Source organism: Bacillus sp. FSL K6-0069 (genome assembly GCF_038007785.1).
Taxonomy (GTDB): domain Bacteria; phylum Bacillota; class Bacilli; order Bacillales; family Bacillaceae_G; genus Bacillus_A; species Bacillus_A mobilis.
In genome coordinates this window covers 909579-934150 of sequence record NZ_JBBOXN010000001.1, presented here as the reverse complement: position 1 = coordinate 934150, position 24572 = coordinate 909579, and the positions used below count along the sequence as shown (strand labels likewise).

General features: G+C 35.7%; 19 protein-coding genes and 1 pseudogene. 6 read left to right on the top strand and 14 right to left on the bottom strand.

Translation table 11 applies throughout. The features are described 5' to 3' along the window. Positions 1-19: 19 nt before the first annotated feature. The 3 genes from MHB74_RS04715 to MHB74_RS04705 form a co-directional block, all read right to left on the bottom strand. Positions 20-997, bottom strand: a complete 978-nt coding sequence (locus MHB74_RS04715; RefSeq protein ID WP_061680322.1) for an ornithine cyclodeaminase family protein — start codon at positions 995-997, stop codon at positions 20-22. A 19-nt stretch (positions 998-1016) separates the two neighbouring features. After that, positions 1017-2069 (bottom strand): proline racemase family protein, encoded by a 1053-nt coding sequence (locus MHB74_RS04710; protein WP_141658102.1) that lies wholly within the window; start codon positions 2067-2069, stop codon positions 1017-1019. Between the two features lie 236 nt (positions 2070-2305). After that, the gene (locus tag MHB74_RS04705) at positions 2306-2767 is read right to left on the bottom strand and encodes a VOC family protein (protein WP_061680320.1); all 462 of its coding nucleotides are present in this window, start codon (positions 2765-2767) and stop codon (positions 2306-2308) included. Positions 2768-2898: 131 nt separating this feature from the next. Here MHB74_RS04705 and MHB74_RS04700 point away from each other — a divergent pair. Then, a pseudogene (locus MHB74_RS04700) lies at positions 2899-3099 on the top strand (YflJ family protein); the annotation flags it as partial. A gap of 204 nt (positions 3100-3303) precedes the next feature. Here MHB74_RS04700 and MHB74_RS04695 read toward each other — a convergent pair. The 3 genes from MHB74_RS04695 to MHB74_RS04685 all read right to left on the bottom strand — a co-directional run bounded on the left by MHB74_RS04695 (position 3304) and on the right by MHB74_RS04685 (position 7324). Beyond that, positions 3304-4257, bottom strand: coding sequence for a TRM11 family SAM-dependent methyltransferase (locus tag MHB74_RS04695; protein ID WP_061680319.1), 954 nt, complete (start codon positions 4255-4257; stop codon positions 3304-3306). A 132-nt stretch (positions 4258-4389) separates the two neighbouring features. Further along, positions 4390-6012, bottom strand: coding sequence for an N-acetylmuramoyl-L-alanine amidase (locus MHB74_RS04690; protein ID WP_061680318.1), 1623 nt, complete (start codon positions 6010-6012; stop codon positions 4390-4392). A gap of 262 nt (positions 6013-6274) precedes the next feature. Further along, the gene (locus MHB74_RS04685) at positions 6275-7324 is read right to left on the bottom strand and encodes a M42 family metallopeptidase (protein ID WP_061680317.1); all 1050 of its coding nucleotides are present in this window, start codon (positions 7322-7324) and stop codon (positions 6275-6277) included. Between the two features lie 126 nt (positions 7325-7450). Between MHB74_RS04685 and MHB74_RS04680 the strand changes: the two genes are divergently transcribed. Further along, positions 7451-7630 (top strand): hypothetical protein, encoded by a 180-nt coding sequence (locus MHB74_RS04680; protein ID WP_061680316.1) that lies wholly within the window; start codon positions 7451-7453, stop codon positions 7628-7630. Positions 7631-7652: 22 nt separating this feature from the next. Here the strand turns inward: MHB74_RS04680 and MHB74_RS04675 are convergent, their stop codons facing one another. The 3 genes from MHB74_RS04675 to MHB74_RS04665 form a co-directional block, all read right to left on the bottom strand. Beyond that, positions 7653-7979, bottom strand: coding sequence for a nucleoside triphosphate pyrophosphohydrolase (locus MHB74_RS04675; protein ID WP_061680315.1), 327 nt, complete (start codon positions 7977-7979; stop codon positions 7653-7655). 17 nt (positions 7980-7996) lie between these two features. Further along, complete coding sequence (locus MHB74_RS04670) at positions 7997-8314, bottom strand: hypothetical protein (RefSeq protein ID WP_061680314.1); 318 nt, start codon at positions 8312-8314, stop codon at positions 7997-7999. 112 nt (positions 8315-8426) lie between these two features. Continuing rightward, a complete protein-coding gene (locus MHB74_RS04665) occupies positions 8427-9215 on the bottom strand; it encodes an enoyl-CoA hydratase (RefSeq protein WP_061680313.1) in 789 nt (262 codons plus the stop codon). 460 nt (positions 9216-9675) lie between these two features. Here MHB74_RS04665 and MHB74_RS04660 point away from each other — a divergent pair, with 460 nt between their 5' ends. Beyond that, positions 9676-11055 (top strand): O-antigen ligase family protein, encoded by a 1380-nt coding sequence (locus tag MHB74_RS04660; protein WP_061680001.1) that lies wholly within the window; start codon positions 9676-9678, stop codon positions 11053-11055. A gap of 138 nt (positions 11056-11193) precedes the next feature. On the opposite strand, the gene MHB74_RS04655 is transcribed toward MHB74_RS04660, so the two are convergent. Together MHB74_RS04655 and MHB74_RS04650 are read right to left on the bottom strand one after the other, a co-directional pair. Continuing rightward, positions 11194-13677: an S-layer homology domain-containing protein gene (locus MHB74_RS04655; protein WP_061680000.1), complete on the bottom strand. Its 2484-nt coding sequence runs from the start codon at positions 13675-13677 to the stop codon at positions 11194-11196. 543 nt (positions 13678-14220) lie between these two features. Next, entirely contained in the window at positions 14221-16059 is a 1839-nt protein-coding gene (locus tag MHB74_RS04650) for an S-layer homology domain-containing protein (RefSeq protein WP_061679999.1), read from the bottom strand. Between the two features lie 264 nt (positions 16060-16323). Between MHB74_RS04650 and MHB74_RS04645 the strand changes: the two genes are divergently transcribed. Further along, positions 16324-17745: a glycosyltransferase family 39 protein gene (locus MHB74_RS04645; protein ID WP_068987172.1), complete on the top strand. Its 1422-nt coding sequence runs from the start codon at positions 16324-16326 to the stop codon at positions 17743-17745. A gap of 25 nt (positions 17746-17770) precedes the next feature. On the opposite strand, the gene csaB is transcribed toward MHB74_RS04645, so the two are convergent. Together csaB and MHB74_RS04635 are read right to left on the bottom strand one after the other, a co-directional pair. After that, a complete protein-coding gene (gene csaB, locus MHB74_RS04640; protein WP_061679998.1) occupies positions 17771-18859 on the bottom strand; it encodes a polysaccharide pyruvyl transferase CsaB in 1089 nt (362 codons plus the stop codon). Positions 18860-18989: 130 nt separating this feature from the next. After that, entirely contained in the window at positions 18990-20510 is a 1521-nt protein-coding gene (locus MHB74_RS04635) for a putative polysaccharide biosynthesis protein (protein WP_061679997.1), read from the bottom strand. 251 nt (positions 20511-20761) lie between these two features. Between MHB74_RS04635 and secA2 the strand changes: the two genes are divergently transcribed. Both secA2 and MHB74_RS04625 read left to right on the top strand, forming a co-directional pair. Next, the gene (gene secA2 / locus MHB74_RS04630; protein ID WP_061679996.1) at positions 20762-23125 is read left to right on the top strand and encodes an accessory Sec system translocase SecA2; all 2364 of its coding nucleotides are present in this window, start codon (positions 20762-20764) and stop codon (positions 23123-23125) included. 13 nt (positions 23126-23138) lie between these two features. Then, a complete protein-coding gene (locus tag MHB74_RS04625; RefSeq protein ID WP_061679995.1) occupies positions 23139-24017 on the top strand; it encodes an accessory Sec system S-layer assembly protein in 879 nt (292 codons plus the stop codon). A gap of 63 nt (positions 24018-24080) precedes the next feature. Here the strand turns inward: MHB74_RS04625 and MHB74_RS04620 are convergent, their stop codons facing one another. Then, positions 24081-24440 carry a hypothetical protein gene (locus MHB74_RS04620; protein WP_061679994.1) on the bottom strand — a complete coding sequence of 120 codons (360 nt, stop codon included), beginning with the start codon at positions 24438-24440 and terminating at the stop codon, positions 24081-24083. Positions 24441-24572 lie beyond the last annotated feature (132 nt).

The following is a 24572-nucleotide window of genomic DNA, read 5'->3' as shown; positions in this document are numbered from 1 at the left end:
ACCACCAAAAGGCAGCCCCTCAAAAATCAATCCTATTCCCAACCCCACTCTCCACCGCTCTCTCATACAAATACTTCGCAACAACAATATCCACTACCGCCAAACCAACCGATTTAAAAATAGTAATCTCTTCATCGTTCTCCCTACCAGTTCTTTCACCGCTTATAATTTGACCAAGTTCAGCGTGGATATCGCTTACTTTGAATAAACCTTCTCGCACTGGAACTTGAAGGTCACCTGTTTCTTCTAGTGCTGCTTCTTTTGATTCGACTACTACTTTGTTAGCGCCCGCAATGGCGTGAGATGGTAGTTCTTGCATGTTCGGCTTGAATGAACCGACGGCGTTTATGTGGACGCCTTTTTGTAGTTTTTCTGAGAAGACTGGTGTGGATGCGTTCGTAGTTGTGACGATGATGTCTGCTTCGCTTATTGCTTCATTTGCATTTGTGTGAACATATGCAGGTTTATTGAATCTCTCTTGTATATATTGCGAGAATGCATATGCTTTTTCTTCTGTTCGATTGTATAAAATGACTTTTTCGATATCTCTTACCGCAAATACAGCTTCAGCAATTCCCTTCGCTTGTTCGCCTGTCCCGATAATACATAACGTTTTTGCGTTATGCCGAGCTAAATGTTTTGTCGCTACTCCTGATAGAGCCCCTGTTCGAATCATCGTTAAGTAGGATCCTTCTAAAAGTGCGAGCGGTTCTCCCGTTTGAAAGTCTGATAGCATCACAATCCCGTTTATCGTTTTCTTTCCTATCTTTTTGTTCTCGGGAACTACTGTTACTACCTTTAAGCCAAGTGCCTCAAGTCCTTCCGCTACTGAAGGCATAATTAATGCCGTATTTTGCTCGTTCGCAAATGGTAATGAGCCGCGAATTGGCGTGATCGTTCTTTCTGCGGAAAATTCTTTTAAAGCAAGCGCCGCGTATTCAATGACTTCATTCATATTTGCTAAGTTTCGTTGTTCGTTCGCGCTTATGACTAGCATATCTTTCCACCTCCTCCTTCTATCCTAACAAAAATCCCCGATTCAAATCATCTCTCGGGTCTACAACGAACTGATGAAATCCTGTAATAAATGCATGCCCCGTTACTTTTGGAACGACAGCTTCATATGTATCTACTGCGGTTACCGACAATACTTCTCCCTCGAATTTCCCGTCAGTAATGCATTCGTGGACGAAAATTTCTCCCTTTTGTAAAGCATCTCTTTCAAAAAGAGTTGCGATTCTTGCGGAAGTTCCTGTGCCGCAAGGAGAACGGTCTACTTGCCCATCAGCAAAAATCGTTACATTTCGTAAAGTTGCGTCTTCCCATTTCGGTTCATCTGAGAAAATAACGCCGTATATTCCTTTTAACCCTTCTTCAAGTGGATGCTTTACTTCCAGTCTGCTCTCGATGTAGTGCTTAATTTTACTGCCCCACGTTTGAATAGCAGCTAAGTCTCTGAAATCGACTTTCAAACCAAATTCTTTACTATCTACTACTGCATAAAAAGCTCCGCCAAACGCGATATCTACTTGAAATTCATAGTCATCTATTTTAATAGGGACGTCTTTTTTGTATACAAATGAAGGAACATTTTCAAATGATACGGACTCTACTTCGCTCCCGTTATATTTCGCGTACGCAATGACTTCACCGGCAGGGCTGTCGATAATGAACTTTTGTTTCTCACCTGTCACTTCAAACATACCCGTTTCAATTCCGACTGTAATAACAGCAATAATGCCATGACCACACATCGTGCTCCAGCCTTCATTGTGCATAAATAATACGCCAAAATCAGCGTGATCACTCGCAGGCGGTGTAATGATACAACCGTACATGCCGTGATGTCCTCTCGGTTCATACATAAGAATTTCGCGAAGATGATCCAAATGTTCCATACAGTATGCGCGTCTTTCTAACTGCGTTTCTCCTTTTATTTCTGGCACGCCGCCTGTAATAATTCGAAGCGGCTCCCCAGCTACGTGAGCATCAATTGTCGTATACACTTTACTAACCTTCATTTCTATCTCTCCCCTATAAGTTGATACTATTTTCATTGCAAATATCATGCCAACGCATAAGGGATAAATTTGTATACATTGTGTAAAAAAGCATACACTACTGTCTATTTTTTTATACAGTAGACAGTGCGCGATTATTAGCCCGCACAAAACAAAAAAGCCATAACGTCACTACTTGAGCAAAGTTATGGTTCCTTTTTAAATTATTTCGCGGGATTTGTGCCAAAATTAAATTTATCCCGCATTTAACGGGCAGTAAGACCCCCACTAATTAAAGTTTCACTTTATATGTCACTCGGCATTTTTTCCCACTCACTTAAATGCATGACATCTTGTTTTACGTTTTTCTTTTCAGGAAGTAAACATAGAAACTCTAAAGAATTACCGTCAGGATCATAAAAATAAAGATTGGCAGTAGGTGTCCACGTCTGAACCATTGGCTCAGACGGTTCAAGACCGAAAGCTGCCCTTGGGTGTATTCCTTTATTCAGAAGCCATTCTCTTGCATGAATGATTTCTTCATAGTTAACCTTGAATGCAAAGTGACTTGTATGAAATGCTTCTTCTGATACTTCCCAAATGCCCAGCATTTGTTCCTTCTTATTATCTTTATCAAACCAAAAGAATGCTACGCGTCTTTCTTCAATTGTCCGAGCATGAAATAATCCAAGTTTCGTATAAAACTCTTTTGCTACTTCTAAATTTCTTGTTTTAACATGTGTTTCATATAAAGTACCTGGAAACAAAGCATAGCCCCCCTTTATATTTTTCGAAATTCCTACTATAAAGCCTATTTTTATAAAATAAAAATAGAAGCGATATCGTATTCTTCTTACATGTTTTTCAAATTTGTGGCCCTAATGCTGAATAAAAAAGAAAATTCTCTCCCCCCACCACATATACTGTTCAAAAGCAAAAAGGAAGTGATCCAATGTACTACGGAACAAAGGGCTGGTACGTAGCTGAATTAAAAAAATTAGGTGTGCGCTATCACGAAGGGCGCAAACTAGAAAGTTACCGCGGACACGTCTTACGTAATTTACTCATCGCACAACAAGAGAAATTAAAAGAACAGTAATATACTAATGTAGCGATATCGTCGATTCTCGGAATATATCAGCGATTTAGCACAATATATCGGCGATTTTTTAAATATATCGACGATTCGACATAGGATATCGACTTACCGACAAATTTCGCCAATTCATCTATCTACACTACCAACCAATCACACATCAATACAAACCAAAAGAAGGTCACCCAAACGGGTGACCTTCTTTTCTTATTCACAAACAAGAATTTGTCTAGTAAATGATCCTTTTCTTGTAACACAGCGATCTGTAATTTCAAATCCTGCTTCATGGATCATGTCGTCCATTGTTTCCATCGTGACAACGACTACCTTTTTAGCGATGCGGCGCGCACTTGAAAGAATGGAGAACTGGTCTTCTGGTGTTGCATGCGTAAATAAGTCGTACGGCATATCGATAATTGCAACGTCGTAGTTCTCCGTAATTTCCTCGATTGGACCTTTTGCTACTGTTCCTTCAAACCCGAAATGTGCGATGTTTTTTCTCGTTCCAAGCACAACAAGCGGATTTATATCTCTACCAACGATGTTAATTCCCATAGAAAGTGCTTCTACTACTACTGTTCCAATACCGCAGCACGGGTCAATTGCTCGTACTCCATCTGGATTTGGTACAGCAATATTGGCAACTGATCTTGCAACACGTGTGCTAAGAGATGTCGAATAACTATGCGGTTTTTTTATGTGATGATACCAAACTGGCTCACTTTCTACATAGTGTCCGAAGTACCAGCGTCCTCCAAGAGGAACAATCCCGAATACACGCTCTGGATTACGAACATCAGCTTCTCCTTCAATATGCATGCCAAGGTCGCGTTCAATAAGACGTCTTTCCCCATATTCAATTTTATTTTCTTTCCCAAGATCATTGATTTTAACGAAGATAACTTTAAATGATGCCCCCGCCAAATCAATTTGTTCCACTTGTTTTAGAATGCTGTCTAAGTCGTCGCCTTCATACATAACCTCAACGCGCTCTTTTATAAACGCACTTCTACTCGGATCAATTTTGACATCACTTTTCAAAATATTAACGTGAGACTCCGTTCCAAAGAACGAGCGCATTTCCAAGTAACATAAAGCACGTTCCTCCTCACGAAACGCATACGTATATATACATGCAGGTGTTTTACTATGATTATTCAATCTATTATCATCCTCTATATCGTTATAATTACAATACTTTTTCATATAAAATTAAATGATATCACATGCCGGAAGTAAAGAGAAACGTTAATAAATAAAAGAGACTGCCCATTGGCAATCTCTTTTGATTTATTAACGGAAAGAAGATACGTTATTACCCTTTGCTTCGTAATAATCTAAAATACCTTGATAAATCGCTTCTGCTGCACTTTGTTTCTGTGCTGCTGTAGCGAGTTTATTTGCATCATTCTTATTATCTACAAATGCTAATTCTGTTAGTACAGCTGGCATTGTATTATATTTTACTACGTACCAAATATCCTTTTTAACACCACGGTCATATGTCCCAAGTGCTGCTACAAGGCGTTTTTGAATTTTGTCTGCTAATAAGCGACTGTCTTCCGAATATGGATTCGTTGATCTTGTCGGTGCTGCTGCATAATAGAATGTTTCTGTACCGTGTCCATTTTTTTCATCCGAACCGTTACCGTGAATACTTACGAAAATATCACCCTTATTTTCATTAGCAAATTCTACTCTCTTTCTTAAAGAATCACTAGAATCTACTCCTGGGCGTGTATCGTTCGTACGTGTTAACTTAACAGTAAATGGTGTCTTTTTCTCAAATATTTTTTGTAATCGTAAAGATGTGTCTAATACGATATGACTTTCTTTCTCATAATAACCAACATTACCCGAGTCAATTCCACCGTGACCTGGATCAATAATAATCGCTTTACCTTCTAAGAAGTTATCTTGCTTCACTGGGTTTAACTGATTTTTATCAACCCATTGGAAGCCACTATTTGTACGGATACGAATCCAACTATCTTTTTCTTCAATAACTACTACTTTTTGCGCTTCACGTTTCGCTAGCACTTTAGAAGAATGTGACGCTTCTGCATATGTTGTAAATCCTTCATTAATAACTTCTGTTTTTTCTTTTAAAGGTGTCCATTTCTCACCTTTGCTCGTTACAATTTTAATCCATCCATCTCGCTCTTCTTTTACTACAACTTTTTGTGGCTCATGTTGCATGTCAGTAATTCCTGATGATAAAGATGGTTGGTGATATGTAATGAACTGACGATCTATATACATTTCCTTCGTTGTTTCTTCTGGTTTGCTCGTATTATCATTATTTTTCTTTAGCTTGTCCGCTTTATACGTCATTTGCGCTGCTTGCTCACGTGGTATAGACTGATTTGGACTCCAAATTGTCTTCCCAGTACCCGCTGAAATCTCTAACGCTACTAAAATATTTGCTGCTTCTTTACCGAAGTGATCTTCTAAATCAGTAAATTTATTCGTGATTGGGGCTGGTACTAAACCTTTTAATTTATAAGCCTTCACAAGCATAGAAGCCATTTCAGCACGCGTTACTTTTCCATCAGGATCAAATACGCCTGCTCCTCGGCCTGCAATGATATTTTGTTTTTCAATTGCTGCAATATATTGAGTTGCCCAATGATTTTTTGAATCATTAAAAGATGGTTTCCCAGCTGGATCCACTTTTAATCCAATTGCTTTCGCTATAATTGTCGCTGCTTCCGCACGTGTTAAAAGACCTTTTGGCGCAAACGTATCACTTGTCATACCGCTAATTACATCTCGCTCTACTAAATAGTAAATTGCGTCTTTTGCAAATGAGTCGTCTGCAACATCTGAAAACTTCTTCGTTTCTGCTAAACTACTAACTGGATAAGCTAGTAAACTTGCTGCTAACATACCAGCAACTATTGCCTTGTACTTCATAAAAATTAAATCTCCTCTCGAAATCCCACGTTATACAATTCTCTTAATCAAACTAATATTAAAAATATTAATTGGAAAATAACTCCTATAATAGTTTATAACATTCTACCACTGTAGTAAATACGTTTCCTGCACATATTACCAAAGATGAATATATAAGGAACAATAAATATAAGAAATTCAAAAGGCGATTAATTACCCACCAAATGAAAAGCTGATTAAAAATAACATTTTCAATCAGCCCTCTCTATTTTCTATAAAATTATCCTTCAATTAAATGAGACATTACATACGCATGTACTAATGCTTCTGTATGTGCAATCGAACTTTCATGTGTACGCTCAAATGCATGAGAAGAATCAATACCCGCTCCAATTAATGCATGTTTCACATCAAATCCAGCGTGAATCGCAGCTGATGCATCCGATCCGTAGTACGGATAAATATCTACTTTATATTCGATATTGTTCGTTTTCGCAAGCTCTACTAAATGTTTACGCAGTGCATAATGATACGGACCACTAGAGTCTTTTGCACAAATAGATACAGTATATTCGTCAGATGCTTGTCCATCACCTAACGCTCCCATATCAACCGCTAAATACTCAACCGTTTCTTCTGGAATGTTAGAGTTACCACCGTATCCAATCTCTTCATTATTAGAAATTAGGAAATGAGTTGTATATGGTAATATTACATTTTCGTCTTGTAATCTCTTAATTAATTTTAATAAAATCGCAACACTTACTTTGTCATCTAAATGACGTGATTTTATGTATCCACTCTCTGTAATTTGAACGCGCGGATCGAATGAAACGAAATCTCCTACTTCAATTCCTAATTCGCGTACTTCATCAGCTGAAAAGACACGCTCATCAATACGAACCTCAATATTTTTCTCGTCACGTTTTGCTTCACCTGCATCTTTATATACATGCACAGATGTTTGATGCATTAAAATCGTTCCTGTATACGTCTTACCACTTGATGTTTCAATTTCGCAATATTCCCCTTCTACAGAGTTCCAGCGAAATCCGCCAATCATAGAAAGACTTAGACGACCGTCAGGCTTAATTTCTTTCACCATCGCACCTAACGTATCAACGTGTGCCGTTAATAAACGATGCTGTGCATCATTTTTTCCTTTTACCGTTAAAATAAGAGCGCCTTTATTGTTACGCTTCGTTTCTACGTTCCACTCACTTACATAGTTTTCAATAAAACGAATGATTTTCTCTGTATTTCCAGACGGACTCGGAATAGAGACAAGCTCCTTAATAAGTTCCATCGTTTCTTTCGTATGATGTGCCATTGTCGTTTCCTCCTCATTTTCTCTACTATTCAGTATACCGAATTTACTATAAATCCTCTACTCATATAGCCTAATTTTCTAAATTGTAGTAAAATTCTTTTTAGTATATAAAAGGAGTTATAAAATATGAATATATCAAAAAAATATATACACATTGCACTCATTTGGTTTTTAGCATCATTATTTTGTTTACAAGTTTCTTATGCAGTTCACACTATTACTTCTATTACAATTGGCTGGGTATTAACAGCTATCTTCTTCATTATTAGTTTAATTGCAACAAAAAAGCATAGCGTTACTCACTAACGCTATGCTTTCCCTTACAAAACTATTCTTCTGACACATCTAATAAATAAATGCCTCTTTCAAACCCACCGCGCTCTATTTCTTTTTGCTTACGAAGACGTTCTACATCTTCAATTGTTGCACCTTCTGCACGCGCTAATGAGACGATCACTTCCAGTGCATCTGCAAGAGAATCAAGCGCATGTTCACGCTCTTTCATGGAAGCAAATTCACGAATTTCTTCCGTTCCAATTTTCGCTAAAGCTTGTATGTATGCATGTCCTGTTAATTTTTGCGCTGTATATGTTTTTCCAGACATCAAAATCTTCTCTGGAACACGGTCTCTTACTAACTTGTTATATGCTGACATCATTCATCCTCCTATGTTTAATAACATCCGAGCTCTGCTGTATAGAAAAACCATTTTTTCTTCACGCACGCACTAAGCATATCAATTCCTGATCCATGTGCTCTTACGTGTGGAAAAAAATAGTGCTCTGATTCTTCTTCCTTACCATATAAAGTTTGGTACTCATCTGGAATTGCTTCTTTTTTCACATCTTTTTCTTTCGTTACCTCGCCAGAAAACGCAACGCTTGGATGTCCTTCAAAAAACAAAGCAGTCCGTACCGCCATAGATGATGTACTATGTAACGCATAATATGCTATTACAATTATGCCGATAACACCGATAATTTTCTTCATATATTACTCCTTAAAAAAAGTGCTAACACAATTATACTAAAATGTGTTAGCACTTTCTCCCCTTTACCTTAAATTAACCAGCAGTAAAACTATCATTACTTAAAATTTCACTTTATTCCCCTTTAAATGCTGGCAAACGTTTTTCTAAAAATGCAGCAATGCCTTCTTTATGATCCGCTGTTTGTCTCATCGCATATTGGCCGCGTTTTTCAAGCTGCAATGTTTGTTCTAAATTAGAGCGATTTACTTCACATAAAATTTGCTTCGTTTGAACCATCGCTTTAATCGGCTTTTGTGACCATTCACTAATTTTTTGCTTCACAGCCGTTTGGAAATCCTCACCGATTACTTCATCAATTAAGCCGATATCAAGCGCTTCTGTTGCTGATAATTTCTTTCCTTCCCAAATAATTTGCTTCGTCATATTTTCACCGACACGCTTTTGAAGGAAGAAATGGCCGCCGCCATCCGGAATTAAAGCGATTCCAATAAAGTTCATCGCAATAATGGATGAAATATCCGCCATCACATAGTCAGCTGTTAATGCAATACTTAATCCAAGACCAGCAGTTGGTCCATGAATCGCACTAATAACAAGCTTCGGCATCGTATATAAAGTTACAACAACTTCAGAAATAGTATTCATAATACCATCAAACTTACTTTCATCATTACTTGAAAGCATCGATTTAATATCTCCACCCGCAGAAAAACCACGGCCGTTTCCGCATAACACAACAATATGCGCAGAACTCTCCGCTACTTCTTTCAGTTTCTGTAATAGCTCTTTTAATGTTGGCTCATCTAATGCATTTAACACCTCTGGGCGATTGACCATAACCGTTGCAACGTGCCCTTCATATTTCACAACAACAGATTCTGTTTTACTTGTTACTTCCATTATATACCCCTCTTTTCTACATAAAGTGAAACTTTAATCAGTGGGGGTTTTCTTCACCCCCCACTGATTATTAGTTGAACCAATCGGACTTTTATGGGCAGTTGATCCCCTACCTAACTTCTTTGCTTTCGCTGCATTTTGAGCTGGGGATCTTACTGCCCATTAAAGTGGGATAAAGATTATACTTATATAATTATAGAAAGCAGGCGCAAAACCCTTCTTTTTTCTTAATTTTCTGTCTAATAATCGCGTAATTTGTATATAGCCCTGTATAAAACATACAATTCCGTTGAAAAATATAGCAATTAAAGTCGGTTTATCCATACTTTTCATCTATTTACCATTACAATGAAATGGTGTATTCTTAAGTTTGATATAAAAAATCAAATATAGAAATTCATTTTCCTTCCTATTATATATAGAAGTGCTGAAATAAAGGAATGAAGAAATGGAGGCACATATGGTTACTAAGTTAAAACAGATGGATAACTACTTCCCGCATTTCCTACTGCTATTCATTGTGTTTCAACCAATTTTAGATTTATTAACATCTTTTTCAATCTATGTATTACACATGAGCGCAACAGTCGGAATCGTAGTCCGTTTCGCCTTTATGCTTCTTGCATTAGGTTATCTACTTCTGCATCATAAACAACACGGTGCAAAAAAGTATATTCTCTACTTATGTCTCTTTGGCATCGTACTCGCAATCGGCCTTGTGAATAATTTAATGGTCAAATCTCCAGTTTCATTTGGAGAAGAAGTGAAATTTATTTTGAAAAGTGTATATCCAATTGTACTACTGTTTGGATATATTATCGCACTAAAAGAATTAAAAAATAACGAATATGTATTTCATAAAATCATTACCTATTTCTTATATGCAACATTGATTTTGAGTATTTCACTCATTGCCGCAATGGTAACAGGTACAGATTTCCAAAGCTACCCGCACTCCAAAATCGGTTCAAGAGGATGGTTCTTTGCTGGAAATGATTTAAGTGCTATTTTTGCAATTATGTTCCCAATCGTTGTCTTATACTCCGTTCATAAAACAACATCGTTCTCGAAATTCTATTACTGGATTCCAACTGTACTCGCGATGTATGCAAGCATTATGGTCGGAACGAAAGTAGGATATGGTGCAATTATTGTTACACTCGGCGTAGCACTTTTATTCTCATTCATTCAATATATGATGAACCGCAAAAAAGAAAGAAAAGGATTCACACATCTTGTAAACACAGTTGTTGCGGCTGTCGTATTAGGAGGATTACTAGTCCTTACACCGCACACTCCTATCGCAAAAAATATGAGTATCCATTTACAAATGTATGAATACAAAAAATCAGCACAAGAAGAAAAAGACCGAAAAGAAGGAAAAGTAGTTACAGAAGAAGAACATAAAGAAGGCGAACTAACAGACTCTGAAATGAAAAGTTTAATTTACAGTGATCGCGACAAATTCTTAAAAGTATATAAACAATACTATAAAGAAGCACCACTATCTCAAAAACTATTTGGAATGGGATACGCCGGTAACTATACAACGAAAATGAAATTGGTCGAAATGGACTTCCACGACCTATTCTTCGCATTTGGTATTGTCGGATTCCTTATGTACTTACTACCACTTCTTTATTTCGGTATAAAAATATTCATTCGCATCATCACAAACTTCAAGAAACTATTTAGCGTAAAACATATGCTACTAGCTAGCACACTCGTCCTATCACTCGGCATAGCCTTTATGTCCGGCCACGTATTAACAGCACCAGCCGTAAGTATATTCTTTACTGTCATACTTGCTTACATGGTTGTTGATTTGGAAATTGAATAGCAAAAAAGAAGGTGCTCCAAAGAGTCGGTTACACTGGCTTTTGGAGCACCTTTTCTTATCCTTATAAATAGAAAAAATAAAAAGCGTTCAAAAGTAGCTATTCAGCTACCTTTGAAACGCTTTTTTTATCATTATATATTACTTAATGATGTTTTTAACAGTAATGCTTTCGAAAGCAGCTAGTTTGTTATCGTTACCGTCAGTAACTTTAACGCCGTCTTTACCAGGTTTTACTGTAAGAGTTTTAGCAAGTTCTTTGCTATCTAATGCACGGTTGAACGTGAATGTAACTTTAGAACCTTCTACTTTAGTATCAGCTACAGTAATTTTATTTTCTAACTCAGCAGCATTTTTACCGTCAAGAAGAACGATGAAGTCTGCAGCATTAACAGTTTCAGCTTTAACAGCTTCACTGAAAGTAAGTTCTAATACTTTACCATCTACTAGCTCACCTTTTTCTACTTTTGGAGCTACGTTTTCTGTAAGTTCAACATATACATTAGCATTTTCAGCTACTTTTGCTTCTACAGATTTAGTGATATCTTTAACACCGTTTACAGATACAGCATATTTACCAGTAGCTTCTACTGAATCAGCTTTTAATGTAAGTTTTACTGTAGCTTCTTTAGCTTCATTTTTAGTTAATACAGCTTTTTCTACTTTTGCACCTTCAATTGCATAGTTTGCTGCATTTGTAGCTGAAGCACCGTCAACTTGACCAGCAAATGTAATGATTACTTCATTTTTTGTAGCAGTAGCATCAACACTGTAAGTAAGTTCTTTAACTTCTTCTTTTACTGTACCTACATCAAAAGTAAGTGATTTTGCTTTTGTTGCATTACCAGCAGCATCTTTAGTAAGTCCTGCACCTAAATCAACTGTCCATTTTCCAGTTGCTAGTGTTGATAAATCAACTTTAACAACTTTTTTGTTTTTGCTGTCTACTGCAGCTGTAAGATTAATGTCAGGTGTTGTAGTTACATAATCCTTAACTAAAGTACCTGCTACTGGAAGTTGTTTAGCATCTAATGTTGCTACATCTTCATTGTAAGTTAATACAAGAACTTGTTTGTTATTTTCAGTTACAACTTCATGCTTAACTAGTTCTGGAGCTACTTTATCTTCTTTAAGAGTAACAACTACTTGTTTTTTGTACTCTTTCTCTAATTTAGCACCAACGCTATCAGCTGTACCAGCTTTAACTGCGAAATTATTAATTCCATCTACTAAGTTAGCTGTTACGTAAGCAACTTTGCTGTTGTCTTTATCTAGTTCAACTTTTGTTGCTGGAGCGCCATTTACAGTAACACCATCTTCTAATGCTGTTGCTGTAAATTCTTTAGAGAATGTTACTTTTAATTGGTTGTTAGAAATAGCTTCTACACCTGTTACTTGTGGTGCAGTTTTATCGATCGCTTGTTTTTTAACTTTTACTTTTGCTGGGTTTGGAGAAATTAAGTTACCAGCAAAGTCAGTAGCACCAACGATTGTTACTACAGCTTCAGTGTTTTCTTTAACTGCAGATAAATCGATAGTTGCGAAGTTGTCGCCTGAGTTAAATGATTTTAAAGTTGCACCTTGTGTTCCAGTTACTTTACCGATGTCTTTAACTGGCTCAGAGAATAAAACTTTAGCAGTGTTTACATCTACATATTCTACACCTTTAACTTCTGGGCGAGCTGTATCTTTGTAAGTGATTACTTGTGTAAATTTGCCAGTTTTTACTTTAGCATCAGCTTTTGTTGCAACTGGGTTTACAACTAATACAACGTCTTTAACATCGTTTAAGTTTTCGAAAGTTACTACAGCAGTTTTGTTATCGCTAGAAACAGTGATGTCTGTAGCATTTTTATTTTCTAAAGTAAATAATTTTAAAGCTTCAGCTTTTTTAGCTTCGTCTTTTGTATCAATGTTAACTTCAGTACCGAATTTAACTTCTACTTGTTTAGCATTGATTGGAGTTGCAGAAACAACTTTTGCTTCTGGTTGTTTGTAGTTCATTGCATTGTAAATGAACTGAGCAGCTTCCTCACGAGATACAACTTTGTTTGGTTGGAATGTGTTATCACCATAACCTTTTACAAGACCTAAGCTTGCAAGAGTCTCGATTGAAGATTTTGCAGTTGCCCAAGATAAACCATCGATATCATTGAAAGTTACTTTATTGTTTGCATCAGCTTTGAATCCGTATGCGTTAACAAGAAGCTGTGCCATTTGTGCACGAGTTAACTTCTCGTTTGGACCGAATTTATTGTCGCCTAAACCAGCCATAATTTTGTTAGCTTCAGCAGCTGAAACGTATGGAGCAAACCAGTCTTTTTCATTTACATCTGTAAATGGAGTGTTTGTTGAACCAGTTTTAATGTCTTTCGCTTTTACCATGAAAGTAGCTACTTCAGCACGAGTTACATCCTGACCTAAACCGAATAGACCTTCACCTTTACCTGAGATGATTCCTTTTGCAGCCATTTCATTGATTGCTTTTGAATACCACTCACCACTTGGAACATCCTTAAATACGTTTTCTTGTGCAGATGCAGCAACTGGTGCTACTACTCCTGCTACCATTGCAGCTGTCATTGTACCAGCCATTAATTTGTTAAAAGACTTATTTTTTGCCATTGATCTATTTCCTCCTTGAGAAATATAATACTAGCTTTAGAAATATGTATTTGAAAAACTAGTGATTTACTAAATTTATATATTAATCTACAAACACTTTTTGAAGAATAGTAATTTATTAGCCATAATAAATACTATCTTTTTCCAAAAAGTTAAACCATGTATATAATACGTCATAATTCTTTTTTTTAAAAGAATTTTTTATCGCACAATTCGACAAATTTATAATCTTTGTCGAATTATATATTTATCAACTTTTCTAATATGTAAACGTATATACATCGTTTATATTTAATATACAAATAGAATTATAGCACATAATATAAATGAAAAGACAATTTACACTTTTAAAAATTATCGACACTCTTCGACAATAATGCGTTTTATTTTTGTTTTTTTGTCGAATTATTTGTTATTAATTTCTATATAGTGGGATTATTTTCATATAAATGTTATTAAATTGCATTCATCTTATTTATTCATTTGATTCGACAAACAAAAAGACTGATCGTCTAGGTGATCAGTCTTTTTGTTTTTTCTTTATTAGTGTTTTACGTACTCTACATTTTCTTTTGCCACATACGCTTCATTTACAGCAGGATCGTCAGAAATGATTTTAACCCATGCTTGTCCATTTATCGTTTCTTCGCCTGTAATCGTAACAACTTTATTTGGCGATAAGCTATACAGTTTCGCACCTGACGTACGAGGATCTTTTTTCACTTCTACCTTGTTTGTTACACGTGCAAGTTTATATTTGTTGTACTCTTTCTTACCTAAGTACGAATCAAAACGGAACATATGCCCTGCTACTTTTTTACCCCAGTTTGCATCAGATGCATAGTTCATATTTATACCACCAGATTTATCACCTGTATACGCTGCTGTATAACGCCAATGTCCTGGATTTAAATACCATTCATTCATATATACTTTTGCAGCATCTTCAATACAATCTTCTTTGGAATCGAATTTTTTACCGTTACCAAATGGATTATTATCCGTTGCATTTAAGCCAAATAAATTATTTTTATCTCGCGCAAGTTCACTTGTTCCATACTGACTCTCATGAGCTGCTAATGAATATAGGAATAATGCATTTACATTATACTTGCTTTCTACTTCTTTAAATTTCTTTCCTAAACCGATTAATGGGGAATCTGCTCTAACTGATTTTATATAACTATCTAATTGTTCTGCCGTGTACTCTGTTTTAGAACGTAATGATACGTAATTAAAATATTGATAGAACGTTTCATTTCCAAATGTTTTTCCATCTATACTCTCCATTTGTTGCCCCGGTTTCATAAAGGCAGGTGCCGCGCCGTATCTATATCCTGTATAGCTCGGCTTCTTTTCAAACTCATAATATCTATGATATAAATATCCATCATTGGCAACATAATAAGTTGATTTTTGCATTTCTTTTTCAGGAACTAAAGTGACTTCGTTTTTCTTCACATAACCTGTTAAATCAGAGAGTTGCACTTTCACGCGATCTTCTCCAACTTCTAACACTTTAAATTCTGTTCCATACTCAAGGTATGTATATACTGTTTTTAAATTTTCACCGTAAATATTAATTGTATTTCCATTAACTCTCTTCGCCGTTGCAAAGCCATCTTTAATCCATACGTATTCATTTTCATACTTCACTGCATTGATGCCTTTATTTTGTGCAGCTGTAACAGCTTCTTTATATGTAGTGTAACGCTCTACTACTTTCCCTGCATCATTTAACAACACATAATTCTTTGTTTCTACAGGCGTTTCTCCACCACCAATTTTACCAAGCATCAAGTTTAGCATCGCCGAAGCCATACCTCTTGTCGCTGATAAGTGTGGTCTAAACGTATTATCTTCTGGATAGCCTTTAATAATCCCCGTTGCTACCATAACTTGTACATGTTCTTTATAGTTAATACGATTCGTATCAGCAAATGTAAGCGGACTTACAGTTACGTTAACCTTTTTATAATCTAGCGCCTGCTTTACCATTACGGCCATTTCTTCACGTGTAATCACATCGTTTGGTGCAAAAGTCTCAGGACTACGCCCTTTAATAATTCCAGCTCCGAATGCTCTACTTACACCGTCATATAATCCGTATGTTTTTGGTACATCACTAAAATTCGAGTCTGCTTGTGGAAGTTGCAGGGCTTTCGCTACTAATGTAGCAAACTCTGCTCTCGTTATCTCTTTGTCAGGTAAATACACGTCATTTCCATATCCTGACATAATCCCTTTATTAATAAGAGTACGCATATGCTGCTCAAATGGATGACCTGTAATATCATCACTTGCCGCATAACTTGAAATAGGAGTTAAAAGCAATGACCCCGTTAACGCAACTGCTGTAATACCTTTTGAAAATTTCTTCACGGTTATGTAATCCTCCTCGTAATCTACGAATTTATCATTCCAACACCGATTATATACTAATTATATAAACATGATAAACAAAAATTAACATACAGCCTTTTTAAAATAAATATTTTATTATATTAAAATACTTATATACTCTATCTATCGTCCTATGCTCCCCATTCCTTTTACAACCGTAAAATCCTTTATGATATAATGACGTAGTTATTTCTGTTTATATAGAAATAACTACAAAGATATTACATACAACGGAGGATCATTATGCCTAGATTATATGCATTTGCATTTAAATCACTGCAAATATTAACATTGTTATTTTTTGCAATGACTCTTATATACTCATTGCAATTTTTAATAACTGAACCGAAGTACGATCATCCCTATTTCCTTATAGTGGCACTTATAATCGTTCTAATCGGTATTATATTCATGTCTATCATCGTGAATCGATTTTTCACTCAAACACAATTTATCATCTTTATTTGTCTACTAGCGTTCACACTTCGTCTTGCATGGGTGTTAACAGTTCAAACAAATGTCGTACAAGATTTCGAACAAATGTATAACGGAGCCGTTGATGCAGCAAATAACAATTTCTCATTCGCGGACAAAGCATATTTTACTACTTGGGTATATCAATTAGGCTTTACAATGTACCAAGCTGGTGTCATCAAATTGTTCGGCGAAGGTGTACTAGCGATTAAACTATTAAACATACTGTACTGCACTGGCATTACGTACTTTATATATCGCATAGCTACGCATCTATTTAATGAATTTAGCGGTAGAGTTGCCGCACTTATTTTCGCAACGTACATTCCTAACATTATGATGACTTCTGTACTAACAAATCAGCATCTCGCAACATTTCTATTCTATGCTGGTTTTTATCTTCTCGTAAAAAAAGGAATCTCGCATTCATATGCGTGGATATTCGTTAGTATCCTTATTGCATTTGGCGATATTATGAGACCGATTGGTATTGTTATTTTACTAGCTCTCATTCTTTTCTTACTAATTACTCATATAATTGGTGATCAAAAGTTGAATAAAAAAATGGTGATATCAAAGCTAATTGGCATGATTGGCATTTTTTATATCGTACATTTCATCTGTAGCTATACATTAATTGCTACAGGGGTTACACAATATCCATTGTCTAGTCGAGACCCTTATTGGAAATTTGTAGTCGGATTCAATCCTGAAACAACAGGTGGATTTTCTTTCCCAGACCATAAACTTGTTTTTCAATATCCGATTGGCGAGGAACGTTTCGAAATTGAAAAACAGCTCATTAAAGAAAGAACTGCCGATAAAGGACAACTATTATTGTTATTCAAAGATAAATTTAAAATTATGTGGGGAGATTATGACGCAGCCATTTATTGGGGATTAGAAGGACATCCAAAACCCGAATTATCAAGATTATTATGGACGTTAGAAAAATTATGTTACGTAAGCATTTGCATATTCGCTTGCATAGCTTCCATCAAAACAATAAAAGAACAACGAAATAAAACGGTACTGTTCTTCTCATTATTAATTTTAGGGTACGTAGGCGTGCACTTCTTCATTGAAATTCAATCGCGCTATCGCTACTTTATCATCCCGACATTTATGATCATACAAGGGTACGGTGTCTATCTCATTACACAATATATAAAAGAAAGATTCAGGGCGTAAAGAAATACACTAACAAAAAAACACTCTACTTTTTCTGTAGAGTGTTTTTTTCTATATGATAAATAATTTTCTTAGCCGCTTGTTCTCCTTGCAGTTGCAGCTCATCTACTCTTCTTTGCAGAGATTGCTGTATCTCTTCATGTTGCATCACTTGCTTCTTCGCAATTTTATATAGATCGTCTGCACTCCAGTCTCCATCCACACTTCCTATAACCGGTTGATTCACTTGTCTTAAAAATGAATCGATTTTTGGGTCGTATGAAATTCCAACCATCGGTGTTTTCGCGACCGCCGAAAAAATAAGAGCGTGAAGGCGCATACCAATTAAAAGGGTACACTCTGATAAAATAGATATTTTCTCATCAATATCCATTTTATATGGAAGCATATACGTCTCTTCCCCCATTAAATCCACTACATCACGCGAAGCATTTTGATCAAACGGACCATGCATCGGGACGAATAAAATTTGGTATCCTTCTTGCTTTAATTTTTTTAAAGCCATCGCTAACTTTTTTATATAATCTTCTTTTGCGTTCCAGTGACGCACACTCACTGCAATTATTTTCCCATGCAGAGAATGTTTTTGTAGCCAATCTGATTGTTTTTTTCGTTTCCATGTTAAAACTGGATCTGGAACAAGTTCAATATCCCTTTTCATACCAAGTTCCTTTAAGTATAAAAATGAATCCTCATCGCGAACTGATATATATGCTGCTTTCGACAAATGCCATTTCACTAATAGTCGATTATGCCTTTTTGTGATCGGACCTATTCCTTGTGAATAAATGTAATACGGTTTTTTTAACATACGAGCAAGCCACATAATACCCGTATAGTATAAAATACTTTTTATACTCGTTTTATCTTGGAGGAGGCTCCCTCCGCCACTAATAAGCCCATCACTTTTTTTAATTGCATCATAAACCGATTTGATACTCCAACGATCCACCGCTTCTACTCCGTACATTTTCCTTGTATAGTCAGGGTCATTTGACAGCACAACGAGTTCAATATTCGGATTCTCTTTATGTAACGATTCAATAATCGATTGTAGAATAGCTTCGTCTCCAACGTTATAAAAACCATAATATCCTGATAAAACTAACCGCACTCTTAATCTCCTCCAACATTTGGTGACCAATCATTTCACACATCATAACTGGCACCAACTCCTTACCTAAAAACGCATCATCACAATAAGCCCGTCCGAATTCCAATCCCTACATTTCGTAGTTCTATATTTATTTTTTCAAAAATGGTATTTGTTTTGTTGATATCCAGTTTAATTTCAAAGCACATACCGCATACAAAATTATTGCAATAGCAAATGCTATACTACTATATAATAACGCAATCATTCTTGAAGATGTAACATCTATCATAGTAGATAGTTCATATAATCCTAATCCTAAAATACAAGATACACCTATGACAATAAAAAATCTCCCTATATGAACAGAATAGGAAAGATATTTTCGAATGTACAAATGATTTACGATACAGATTAACACATATATAATCAATGTACTATAAGCAGCTCCATCTATGCCAAACTTTTTTGTTAATGCTATGTTTAAGAAACATTTCACAAAACTTGCGCCAATAACAATCCACGCAGCTTGGGCAGAGCGGTTAATCCCTTGTAAAACTCCTATTGATAATACCATAACCGATGTGAAATACGAACTACCAATCATAACAGCTAACATACTGCTTCCTTTCGCATCTGTAAACAATCCCACATTTAACGGAACCGTTAATGCTATTAACCATATCGTTAACGGGGCTGTTAGCACATGCATGAGTGAGTTCGTATTTTGAACTGTCGTTTTTGCTAAATTCATATCTTTTTTTGCTAGTGCAGACGTTAATAATGGTATTAATGGAAATACAATTGCACTTGCGAAAACAACAATTAATTGTGTAAATGCAGAACCGCGGCTATATATACCAAATTGCGCTTGAATTTCGGCCGACGACCCTTGCAGCACGTGCGGCACTGTTAGCGAATCCACCAAATTTAAAAGCGGCATAGATAAAGCTCCAATAGCAATTGGAATAGATACTTGCAATATTTTCTTTCCATCTTTTTTCAAATCTTGCAGTGAATACGAGTTGCTCTTATATCGGTATGAACTTTTATTGTACGTCATACGTAAATATATAAGTGAACTTATTACCCCAAGAAAAGATCCAACCATTGCCCCACTAGTAATAACAGCACTGCTTTCATTCCAATATACTAATATATAAGCGATGATTAACATAAAGAATACTCGTACAAATTGCTCAATGACTTGCGAAACCCCCGTCGGTTTCATATCACCGAATCCTTGGAAATACCCACGATAAACCGCCATATATGGTGCAACGAGTAACGCTAATGACGTAACCAGTAAGGGCACCCTCGTTTCTTGCCCACCAAGCATACTTGCAATTTCAGTAGAAAATAATATAATCACCAAACATCCAAATGCACCAAAAGCCATTCCTATAATTGATGCAGATTTAAATAATTTTGCAATTTCTTTTTCTTTATTTTTTTCTTTTAACTCTGCAATCAACTTTGAAATTGCTAGCGGAACACCAGCTACTGACAATGTGAGAGCAATCATATATACAGGAAATACGAGTCGGAAAATACCAAGCACTTCATCTCCTGCAATATTTTGTAACGGAATTTGAAAAAAACTACCAAGCAATTTCGACAAAAAAGTTGTAATTGTTAAAATTGCTGCACCTTTTACAAACTTCTTATTCATGTACCTTCTCTTTTCTTTTTTACATATATTCTTAAGCGTATTGTTACGAATTATAGAGACCATATTTTATCTCATTAAATTATCATACCAAATTTCTTATATATTGAATACTTTCTTTTTTACAACAAAACAAAAGTATACTTACTCCAAAAACGGTTTCACTCAAACTTCCTACCACTTTCCATTTCTACTTTTTTCTAGTATAACTATACTATAATGTATCTATTGTCAGTAAGAGGAGTGTTACAAGAATGCTGAATTCGGTCAAGAAGTTGCTGGGAGATTCACAAAAAAGAAAGATTAAAAATTATGAACAACTTGTGAATGATATTAATCAATTAGAATCTGTAATGGAAACATTATCAGATGATGAATTACGCCAAAAAACTGTCACTTTCCAACATATGTTACAAAATGGAAAAACAGTTGACGATATAAAAATAGAAGCATTTGCTGTCGTTCGAGAGGCTGCAAAACGAGTTCTTGGTCTTCGTCATTACGATGTACAGTTAATCGGTGGCCTTGTATTACTAGAAGGAAACATCGCTGAAATGCCTACAGGGGAAGGAAAAACTCTCGTTTCCTCTTTACCTACGTACGTACGTGCTCTTGAGAAAAAAGGCGTTCACGTTATTACAGTAAATGATTATTTAGCGAAACGTGATAAAGAATTAATTGGACAAGTCCATGAATTTCTCGGCTTAACAGTTGGATTAAATACGGGACAAATATCATCTATTGATAAAAAACAAGCTTATGAAGCTGATATTACATATGGAATTGGGACTGAGTTTGGTTTCGACTATCTTCGCGATAATATGGCATCATCTAAAGAGCAACAAGTACAGCGCCCCTATCACTTTGCTATTATTGATGAGATTGATAGCGTTTTAATTGACGAAGCGAAAACACCTCTTATCATTGCTGGAAAGAAATCCAGTAGTTCTGATTTTCACCACTTATGCGCAAAGGTAATGAAAACCTTCCAAGATACAGAGCATTATATTTTTGATGCAGAAACAAAAACATGTAGTTTCACAGAAGATGGCATTACAAAGATTGAAGACTTATTTGATATTGATAATTTGTATGATTTAGAACATCAAACTTTATATCATTATATGATTCAAGCATTACGTGCAAATGTTGCTTTCCAACTTGATGTAGACTATATTGTCGAGGATGAGAAAATCATGCTCGTTGATATTTTCACAGGACGTATTATGGATGGCCGTTCTTTAAGCGATGGATTACACCAAGCGCTTGAAGCGAAAGAAGGCTTACAGATTACAGATGAGAATCAAACACAAGCATCTATTACAATTCAAAACTTCTTCCGTATGTATCCGTCATTATCTGGTATGACTGGTACAGCAAAAACAGAAGAAAAAGAATTTAACCGCGTTTACAATATGGAAGTTATTTCAATCCCGACGAATCGCCCTATCATTCGTGAGGATAAACAAGACGTTATATACGTTACTGCTGATGAAAAATATAAAGCGGTCCGTGAAGAAGTACTACATATACATAAAAAACAGCGCCCTATTTTAATTGGTACGATGTCCATCCTTCAATCTGAAACAGTTGCACGTTATTTAGATGAAGCAAAATTATCTTATCAACTATTAAATGCAAAAAGCGCCGAGCAAGAAGCTGATTTAATTGCCTTAGCCGGGAAAAAAGGGCAAATTACTATTGCTACAAATATGGCCGGACGCGGAACTGATATTCTATTAGAAAAAGGTATTCATGAACTTGGTGGTTTACATGTAATCGGAACAGAAAGACATGAATCTCGTCGCGTTGATAATCAATTAAAAGGTAGAGCGGGTCGACAAGGTGATCCTGGAAGTTCCCAATTCTTCCTTTCATTAGAAGATGAGATGATTCAACGTTTCGCAGGTGAAAAGGTAGATAAATTAAAAAAATCACTTAAGGTTGACCAAAATGGTCTCATTCTAACTCAAAAAATTCACGATTTCGTAAACCGTACACAATTAATTTGTGAAGGCGGTCATTATGGAATACGAGAATTCAACTTAAAGCTAGATGATGTGACTAATGATCAACGAAATGTCATCTATACACTTCGTAATAACCTTTTAAACGCAGAAACAAATATGATAGAGACTATCATTCCAATGATTGAACATGCGGTAGATGCAGTGGCACAAAGGTATTTAATAGAAGGTATGCTTCCAGAAGAATGGGATTATGCAAGTTTAACAGAAGAGATAGAAGCCTTACTATCAAACGAGGAAATCCCTTCATTATCAGCAAATAATGTCCACTCTATCGAGGATTTACATATTTTATTAAAGGATAGTATTTCAAATTATGTAGAGCGTGTGAAAGCTTTAGAAAATAATACGGGTGCACAACACGCATTACGTCAATTAGGTCTACACTTCCTTGATTCAAATTGGACAAATCACTTAAGTGCAATGCAACATTTAAAAGAAGGTATTGGACTAAGACAATATCAACAAGAAGACCCAATACGCCTTTATCAAAAAGAAGCTCTTGAAATTTTCTTACAAACGTATAGTCATTTCGAGAAAGAAATGGTTTTATATCTTGCACGATACTTAAAAGTTCCACAAAATGTATAATGAGGTGAATTACATGTTATCGTTTTTAAAAAGAGGAAAGAAAAAAGGAAAAGATACTGTCGTTTCTAGTTCTCAGCTACTAGGCGGAGAAGAAACTACACCGAAAAATAAAAACGTAAAACCTACGCTTTACTTCCACCCTTCATGGGGCGAGGTTGCGCAAGAACAAAAATATATTTATCAATTTTTACATAAGTCATTACCTAGCTTACAAGAAAATCAAATTTCATTGGCTGGTATTGAAGCTGAACGACGTGATCACACGTATTACATTACAACATTCATTCGAAATAGTGTCACGCAACCTATTTCGTTCGAAACAATTACTTTATTGCTATTAAATAAAGACGATGAGATTTGCGCACGTAAAACATTTGATCTATCAAACTTAGAAAATATCCCTTCCAATGTGAATATGCCATGGACATTTACCTTTGAAGAATCTACAATGACGGATGCTAAATTATCTGCTGAAGATTGGCAATTAGCATTTGAATTTGATAAAGAACATACTTTAGATTTAGATCCTGCTTGGGCAGCACAACTAGCAGATTCTGCAAAAGAAAAATTAAAAGAAATCGTTGCAGGCCTAACACCTCCTAAAGAAAACGAACTTAATTTCTTAGGATTACAAGCTCGTCTAGCAGAAAATAATGGTTTACATACAACAATCTTATTACGTAATGGTCACAACCGAAATATCACGATAGAACAGCTACCTCTTCACATCTCTGATGCGACTGGAAACGTCATTGCAACAGGTAGCTTCAATCTGAAAAACTTTGAAATAAAAGCAAATTCAACAAAACCGTGGACATTTACTTTCCCTACAACTACAGTAGCTCAACAAGATATTGATTTATCAACATGGACTGCATTTGTTCCAAAATAAACAAAATAAAAACACGTCGTATCCTTTTATGAATACGACGTGTTTTTTTATGTAAAAATTCAACTACAAACGTTCAATATGATACGCTGCTTCTAACTTACAAAAATCATCTATATTGTTTACTTCGTGATCTTTTAAAATTTTCAATTGCTCTTCAGTCGGCTCTTCATTAATAAGCTCGTTAATTTTTTCATTCACTTTTACTGCTAACGCTTGATGGAAATCTGGATGTTCTTTCAACTTGTCATCTACTTTATTAATCCAAGTTGATTTTGTATATAAATATTGTTTCCACTGTTCAACAAATTGTTGTATGTCAAACTTTTCTTCGTTCCATTCAATTTCCTGCATATACTTCTCAAAAGAAGCAACGATTGAACGTGTAATCCCGACTTTTACTCCATGTGGTAACTGTTTGTACATCAAATATTCCCTCCAGCTTAAAGCGATTTCTTTTCAATGCAAAGAAATCTTAAAATTCTTACACTTATTGCGATAGCATACTGCTAATCTAAAATGTTACTATACTGCTAAGTTTGGCAATTGTCAACAGAC

Bases quoted from the DNA above. Each gene is read 5' to 3' on its own strand.
- MHB74_RS04685 (WP_061680317.1), bottom strand. From the start codon at position 7,324: ATGGCACATCATACGAAAGAAACGATGGAACTTATTAAGGAGCTTGTC.
- MHB74_RS04655 (WP_061680000.1), bottom strand. From the start codon at position 13,677: ATGGCAAAAAATAAGTCTTTTAACAAATTAATGGCTGGTACAATGACA.
- MHB74_RS04670 (WP_061680314.1), bottom strand. From the start codon at position 8,314: ATGAAGAAAATTATCGGTGTTATCGGCATAATTGTAATAGCATATTAT.
- MHB74_RS04625 (WP_061679995.1), top strand. From the start codon at position 23,139: ATGTTATCGTTTTTAAAAAGAGGAAAGAAAAAAGGAAAAGATACTGTC.
- MHB74_RS04715 (WP_061680322.1), bottom strand. From the start codon at position 997: ATGCTAGTCATAAGCGCGAACGAACAACGAAACTTAGCAAATATGAAT.
- MHB74_RS04680 (WP_061680316.1), top strand. From the start codon at position 7,451: ATGAATATATCAAAAAAATATATACACATTGCACTCATTTGGTTTTTA.
- MHB74_RS04675 (WP_061680315.1), bottom strand. From the start codon at position 7,979: ATGTCAGCATATAACAAGTTAGTAAGAGACCGTGTTCCAGAGAAGATT.
- MHB74_RS04635 (WP_061679997.1), bottom strand. From the start codon at position 20,510: ATGAATAAGAAGTTTGTAAAAGGTGCAGCAATTTTAACAATTACAACT.
- MHB74_RS04710 (WP_141658102.1), bottom strand. From the start codon at position 2,069: ATGATATTTGCAATGAAAATAGTATCAACTTATAGGGGAGAGATAGAA.
- MHB74_RS04690 (WP_061680318.1), bottom strand. From the start codon at position 6,012: ATGAAGTACAAGGCAATAGTTGCTGGTATGTTAGCAGCAAGTTTACTA.
- MHB74_RS04645 (WP_068987172.1), top strand. From the start codon at position 16,324: ATGCCTAGATTATATGCATTTGCATTTAAATCACTGCAAATATTAACA.
- MHB74_RS04660 (WP_061680001.1), top strand. From the start codon at position 9,676: ATGGTTACTAAGTTAAAACAGATGGATAACTACTTCCCGCATTTCCTA.
- secA2 (WP_061679996.1), top strand. From the start codon at position 20,762: ATGCTGAATTCGGTCAAGAAGTTGCTGGGAGATTCACAAAAAAGAAAG.
- MHB74_RS04665 (WP_061680313.1), bottom strand. From the start codon at position 9,215: ATGGAAGTAACAAGTAAAACAGAATCTGTTGTTGTGAAATATGAAGGG.
- MHB74_RS04620 (WP_061679994.1), bottom strand. From the start codon at position 24,440: ATGTACAAACAGTTACCACATGGAGTAAAAGTCGGGATTACACGTTCA.